Origin of the sequence: Streptomyces sp. MK37H, from assembly GCF_018035285.1 — a bacterium.
Taxonomy (GTDB): domain Bacteria; phylum Actinomycetota; class Actinomycetes; order Streptomycetales; family Streptomycetaceae; genus Streptomyces; species Streptomyces endocoffeicus.
Window position 1 is genome coordinate 1 of sequence record NZ_JAAAYH010000521.1, and the last position, 5,619, is coordinate 5,619.

The 5,619-nt window shown below is 73.0% G+C and carries 8 protein-coding genes; 5 read left to right on the forward strand and 3 right to left on the reverse strand.

Features of this window, described 5'->3' with window-relative positions; translation table 11 throughout:
- Both GWI24_RS39575 and GWI24_RS39580 read left to right on the forward strand, forming a co-directional pair.
- Window positions 1-407, forward strand: a 407-nt coding sequence (locus GWI24_RS39575; RefSeq protein ID WP_210950864.1) for a cellulose-binding domain-containing protein, incomplete at its 5' end; no start/stop codon positions are given.
- A gap of 81 nt (window positions 408-488) precedes the next feature.
- Entirely contained in the window at window positions 489-833 is a 345-nt protein-coding gene (locus GWI24_RS39580; RefSeq protein WP_210950865.1) for a hypothetical protein, read from the forward strand.
- A gap of 44 nt (window positions 834-877) precedes the next feature.
- Here the strand turns inward: GWI24_RS39580 and GWI24_RS39585 are convergent, their stop codons facing one another.
- The 3 genes from GWI24_RS39585 to GWI24_RS39595 form a co-directional block, all read right to left on the reverse strand.
- The gene (locus GWI24_RS39585) at window positions 878-1,123 is read right to left on the reverse strand and encodes a hypothetical protein (RefSeq protein WP_210950866.1); all 246 of its coding nucleotides are present in this window, start codon (window positions 1,121-1,123) and stop codon (window positions 878-880) included.
- Window positions 1,120-1,575 carry a hypothetical protein gene (locus GWI24_RS39590; RefSeq protein ID WP_210950867.1) on the reverse strand — a complete coding sequence of 152 codons (456 nt, stop codon included), beginning with the start codon at window positions 1,573-1,575 and terminating at the stop codon, window positions 1,120-1,122. The genes GWI24_RS39585 and GWI24_RS39590 overlap by 4 nt, the downstream gene beginning before the upstream one ends.
- Before the next feature lie 127 nt (window positions 1,576-1,702).
- Window positions 1,703-2,401, reverse strand: coding sequence for a response regulator transcription factor (locus tag GWI24_RS39595; RefSeq protein WP_210950868.1), 699 nt, complete (start codon window positions 2,399-2,401; stop codon window positions 1,703-1,705).
- Window positions 2,402-2,588: 187 nt separating this feature from the next.
- Between GWI24_RS39595 and GWI24_RS39600 the strand changes: the two genes are divergently transcribed.
- The 3 genes from GWI24_RS39600 to GWI24_RS39610 all read left to right on the forward strand — a co-directional run.
- Window positions 2,589-3,983: an aldehyde dehydrogenase family protein gene (locus tag GWI24_RS39600; protein WP_308344248.1), complete on the forward strand. Its 1,395-nt coding sequence runs from the start codon at window positions 2,589-2,591 to the stop codon at window positions 3,981-3,983.
- Between the two features lie 44 nt (window positions 3,984-4,027).
- The gene (locus GWI24_RS39605) at window positions 4,028-5,128 is read left to right on the forward strand and encodes an AMP-binding protein (RefSeq protein WP_210950869.1); all 1,101 of its coding nucleotides are present in this window, start codon (window positions 4,028-4,030) and stop codon (window positions 5,126-5,128) included.
- A 266-nt stretch (window positions 5,129-5,394) separates the two neighbouring features.
- The coding region (locus GWI24_RS39610; RefSeq protein WP_210950870.1) for a hypothetical protein at window positions 5,395-5,619 on the forward strand (225 nt) is incomplete at its 3' end.

The following is a 5,619-nucleotide window of genomic DNA, read 5'->3' on the forward strand; positions in this document are numbered from 1 at the left end:
CATCCCCCTCGTCCTCCAAGGGCGACTCCGGCTCCGGCTCCGCGTCCGGCCACGGCGGCAAACCGCCCTCCGACGGCCGGAAGCCCGGCGACGACGCCGACTGCACGGCCCGTTTCCAGCTGGTCAACGAATGGCCCGACGGCTTCCAGGCCGCCGTCACCCTCACCTCCCGCGAATCCCTCGATGACTGGCGGGTCACCTGGACCTTCCACGACTCCCAGCGGGTGACGCAGATGTGGGACGGGGAGTTCACCCAGCACGGCTCGAAGGTGACCGCCACCGCGGCCGACTACAACAAGCGGGTCAAGGCCGGTGGCTCCCTCTCCATGGGCTTCCTCGGCTCCTGGAGCGACGGCAACCGGCCGCCCGGCTCCTTCACCCTGAACGGCCGCCCCTGCGCGGACTGACGGCGCCTTCCACCACCGCACCGCTCCGCACCACCCGTACGGCGGAACAAGACCTCCGCCCCCGGGGGAATCCATCCCGGAATGAGCAGTGTCCTCAGCGGCATCGTGACCCTGCCCCCCGACGCCCCCGCCGGGCGGGCGGCGCGGGTGGTGGTGGAGGTGCGCAACGTGTCCCGCTCCGACACCCCCGAGTCGATCGTGGCCGCGCAGGTCCTCACCGATGTGCCGCTGAGCCCGGGCGGCCATGTCCCGTTCAGCGTCACCGTCCCCGGGGAGCTGGTCCCGGGCGACAACTACGGGCTGCGGGTCCATGTGGACGTCAGCGGCTCCGGGGTCATGGAGAACGGCGATCTGGTCAGCACCGAGGCCAGCCCCGTACCGGCCGGATCCACCGCGGGCCTGATCGCCCCGGTCACGATCGTCTGAAGGACGGGGCCCGAGCGCGAGGCCGCGCGCCGGGACCCGTCGGCTCAGTTGTCGTTCGCCGCGTCGGAGTCCGCCCTGTTCGCCGCCGACTCCGCGTCGTCCACCAGCTTGTTCAGCTCATCCAGCTCGGAGGCGGACGGAGCCGGGGTGGTGGCCGACGGGGCGGACGTCCCCGATGAGCCGTTCGCGTCGTCCGAGCCGTCCGGACCGCCCTTGCCGCCGCCGCAGCCGGTGACCAGCGCGGCGCAGAGCAGGGCCGTGGCCGCCACGGTCCAGGGGCCGCGTTTCACTTGCCCGATTCCTTACCGCTGCCGGAACCGCTGCCGGATCCCTCACCGCGCGCGGCGCACCACTTCTGGACCTTCGACAGGTCCTTCTGCCGCTGCTCGAGCGTCGGCACGAGGGACCTGCGGAAGGTGAGCTTGTGGTTGAGGAACGTCTGGACCTCGGTGTGGTCCGCCTTCTTCGCCCGCTCGACCCGCTTCGTCAGCCGGGCCACGGACCCGCGGACGGTCGCCGGGCCCTTCAGCCGCTTCAGCGCGCGGTCCAGCCGCTTGTCGATCCTCTTGGCGCGCTTGCACAGCCCCCGGGAGCCGTCCCCCGCTCCCTTCTGCGCCTTCGCGCTGGGAGAGGCGGCCGGTGTGGAGGCCGGGGCGCTGCCGTCCGCCGCCGCGATGCCCACCGGACCGAGCAGGGCGGCGGTGGCCGCGCACGCCACGAGGACGCTCTTTCCACGGTGCATGGTGCTGTTCCTTCCCTCGGAGCCGGACGGCCGGGGAGGGGCCGGGCCGTCCCGGACTGGGGGAAAACCTAGGAACCTTCTTTGTGGAAACTCTGTGGGCCGCCGGAACGGCCGGCGCCGCCCCCGGCTACGGCGCTTCGGTGGGCCGCAGGACGAACCCCACGCCGCGCACCGTGTGCAGCATCCGCGGGCGGCCGCCCGCCTCCAGCTTGCGGCGCAGATAGCTGACGAAGGTGTCCACGGCGTCCGTACGGACGTCGAAGTCATAGCCCCAGACGCGATCCAGCAGCTGATCGCGGGTGAGTACGATCCCGGCGTTGCGGGCGAACACGTCCAGCAGCTCGAACTCGCGCCGGGTGAGCCGCAGCGCCACCCCGTCCAGCCACGCCTCCCGGGCCTCCGGCACCATCTCCAGCGCACCGGCCCGCACCCGGTCGGTGGCGGCGGGCGGACGGCGGCGCAGCAGGGCGTGCAGCCGCAGCACCAGCTCCTGCAGCGCGAAGGGCTTGACGAGATAGTCGTCGCCCCCGGCCTGCAGCCCGGCCACCCGGTCGGCCACCTCGTCGAGCGCCGACAGCATCAGGACGGGCACGTCATTGCCGTCCGCGCGCAGGCTGCGGCACACCTCGATCCCGCTCAGGTCGGGCATGGAGATGTCCAGGACCACCACATCGGGCGGCCCGTCGCGCAGCGCGGCCAGCGCGGCGTGGCCGCCGTCCGCGAGGGTCACGGCGAACCCGTTGAGCCGCAGCCCGCGCTCCAGGGACCGCCGGATGGCCGCGTCGTCGTCCGTCACCAGGACGCGACCGCTGCCCGTGCCTGCCATGTCCGTACCACCTCCGGCCCGGCATGGTACGTGCCCCGCCGTGCGCACGGCCCGTTCCAGGGGCACGGGCATGGCCTTTGGGCCAATTGACTCCGTCCCGTCCGGGCCGTGGGATTGGCCTGGTTCACCCTTTTCCCGCCGCGCCCGCCCAGGAGCCGGTGTGTCCCGCGCCCGCGAAGGAGCCAGCGTGTCCCAGCCCGCCACCGCCCCGGATGCCCTGGACGCCCTGGACGCGCTGGGGCCCAAGGGCCCCTACCGCTCCCGCCGCCGCCTCACCGTCAGTGATGTCACCGGCATCCCGATGGCCGAACTCTCCCTGGTGCCCCGGCTGTTCGTCACCCGGGCGCTGGCCGCGCTGCGCGCCGCCGGCACCTTGCCCCTGGAGGAGCGGCTGTCCGCGCTGAAGCGAGCGGGGGAGCTGTTCGCCACCGGCACCGTGGCCGGGATGTCGGCCGAGGCCTACGAGGGCGCGGTGTGCCGGATGTCGGGCACCCCGCTCGCCAATGTGCGGATCGCCGTGGAGGCGATACGGCTCAGCGCCACCGAGGCGTACCGCAGCGTCCAGGCGGCTCGCCCGGTGGGGGCGGTGGGCGATTGGCGCGATCCGTACACCCGGAGCGGCACCGCGGTGTGGATCCGGCGCGGCGATGTCTTCGCGGTGCACGCCGCCGGCAACCACCCGGCCGTGCACGCCCTGTGGCTGGAGGCGCTGGCGCTGGGCTACCGGGTGGCCGTACGCCCCTCCCGCCGTGAGCCGCTCACCCCGTACCGGCTGGTCAGCGCCCTGCGCGAGGCGGGGTTCGGGACGGACCAGGTGGTGCTGCTGCCCACCGACCACGACGCGGCCGGGGAGATCCTGCACGGTGCGGACCTCTCCATGGTCTACGGCGGGCAGGAGGTCATCGACCGCTACGCCGCCGATCCGGCCGTGCTGCCCAACGGGCCCGGCCGCTCCAAGATCCTCATCACCGCCGACCGGGAGTGGCGCGACCACCTCGATGTCGTCGTCGACTCCGTCGCCCGCCACGGCGGCACCGCGTGCGTCAACGCCACCGCCGTCCTCGTCGAGGGCGATCCGGCGCCGGTCGCCGAGGCGCTGGCGGAGCGACTCGCCGCCCTCCCCAGCCTGCCGCCGCAGGACGAGAAGGCCGTGCTGCCCGTCCATCCGCTCGAGGTCGCGCGCGGCTTCGAGCGCCTGCTGCTCGGCAAGGCCGCGGGCGCCCGGGCGTGGCTGGGCGGCGACGGCGTGGTGGACGACCTCGGCGACGGCAGCGCCGCCCTCCGCCCCGCCGTCCTCCAGCTCGACGATCCGCGGGACGCGCGGCTGGGCATGGAGCTGTCGTTCCCCTGCGTCTGGGTGGCCCCCTGGACGCGGGAGGCGGGGGTCGCCGCGCTCCGGGACAGCCTGGTGGTCACGGCGATCACCGGGGACGAGGCGCTGCTGGACGGGCTGCTCGCCGAGCCGTCCATCAAGAACCTCTACATCGGCGACCATCCCACCCACTGGATCGCCCCGGGCATCCCGCACGACGCCTATCTCGGCGAGTTCCTGATGCGCACGAAGGCCGTCATCCGCGGCTGACCCCATGAGTCCGCACCCCTGCCGCCATCCGCGAGGAGCATTCCGTGCCGACAGCTTCCCTTTCGGTGCTCGACATCCCCTTCGACGAGCGCCCCGACCCCGATGAGTACATCCGCGCCGCCATGGAGTGGCACTTCGGCCCGGACACCGGCTCCCCGTTCTGGCTGCGGAAGGCGGAGACGCTGGACTTCGATCCGCGGCGGGACGTCAAGGGCGTCGCCGATCTCGCGCTCTTCCCCAATGTCACCGGGGAATTGCGCGAGGTGCCGGTGCGCGATCTGATCCCCCAGGGCTACGGCGCCGACGCCCGGATCGTCGGGGTCTTCGAAAGCGGCGGCACCACCGGCGCGCCCAAGCGGATCGTGTGTCTGCGCGACTGGCTGGACCGCCTCACCCACGGGCTGAGCGCCGACCTCGACGGGCTCGGCATCCCGCGCGGGGTGGACTGGCTCGCCATCGCCCCCAGCGGCCCCCATATGGTCGGCGAGATGGTCGCGGGCACGGCCGCCCGGCACGGTGGGCTGATGTTCCGCGTCGACATGGATCCGCGGTGGGTGAAGAGGCTGATCTCCGCCGGGAAGGCCGAGGAGACCGACGCCTATGTGAACCATCTGGTGGAGCAGGCGGCGTACGTCCTGCGCACCCAGGACATCGGGGTGCTGATGACCACCCCGCCGCTGCTGGAGCGGCTGGCCCGGCACGACGACCTCATCGAGCTGATCGGGGAGAAGGTCAAGGGCATCATGTGGGGCGGTGCCCATATGGACGCCGACACCCGCGATCTGCTGCGCACCGAGGTCTTCCCCGGCTGTGAGCTGTACGGCACGTACGGCAACACCATGATCCTCGGCGGTGCCACGGAGCGGCTGGGGCTCGGCCCGGACGAGCCGTGTGTCTTCGATCCGCGTACGCCGTTCGTCACCTTCTCGGTGGTGGACCCGGCGAGCGGGCGGCCGGTGCCGTACGGCGAGCGCGGCCAGGTGGTGATGAACCACGTCAGCAAGTCCGCCCTGCTGCCGGGCAACCTCGAGCGGGATCTGGCGATCCGCGTCCCGCCGCCGGAGGGCGCGGTCGGGGACTCGGTGGCCGATGTGGGGCCGGTGGCGATGTTCAACGACGAGGTCGTGATCGAGGGCGTCTACTGACCCGCGTCCGCTGATGGGCGTCTGACGACCCGCGCCTGCTGATGGGCGTCTGACGACCCGCGTCCGCTGATGGGCGTCCACCGACGGACATCCGGACGCCAGGGGTGGCGGCGCGGCTGACACCGGGCCGCCACCAGGCGTTTGCCGCGTTCCGCCATGGACCCATTCAGTCGCGACAGTCGCAGTGGTTACGATCTGGCGCGATGGGCAGAGCGCAGCGCGGAGGAGAGGCCCACATACGGAGGGGCCACATACGGAGGGACCCGGTGCGCGGCACCGTGCCTTCCGTCCTCTGCCGTGCCGTGCTGCTGCTCGCCGCGGCGATATGGGTGGCGCCCTCGTGCGTCAATCCCGCCGCCGCCCACAACGCCCTGTCGACGGGGTGCCCGCACCGCCTGGCGGAGACCGCGTCGGCCCAGCCGCACGAGGAGCCGGTCGCGTATCCGGCTCCGGGGCGCCGCCCGTTCGACACCACCGGCTCGGGCGCCGGA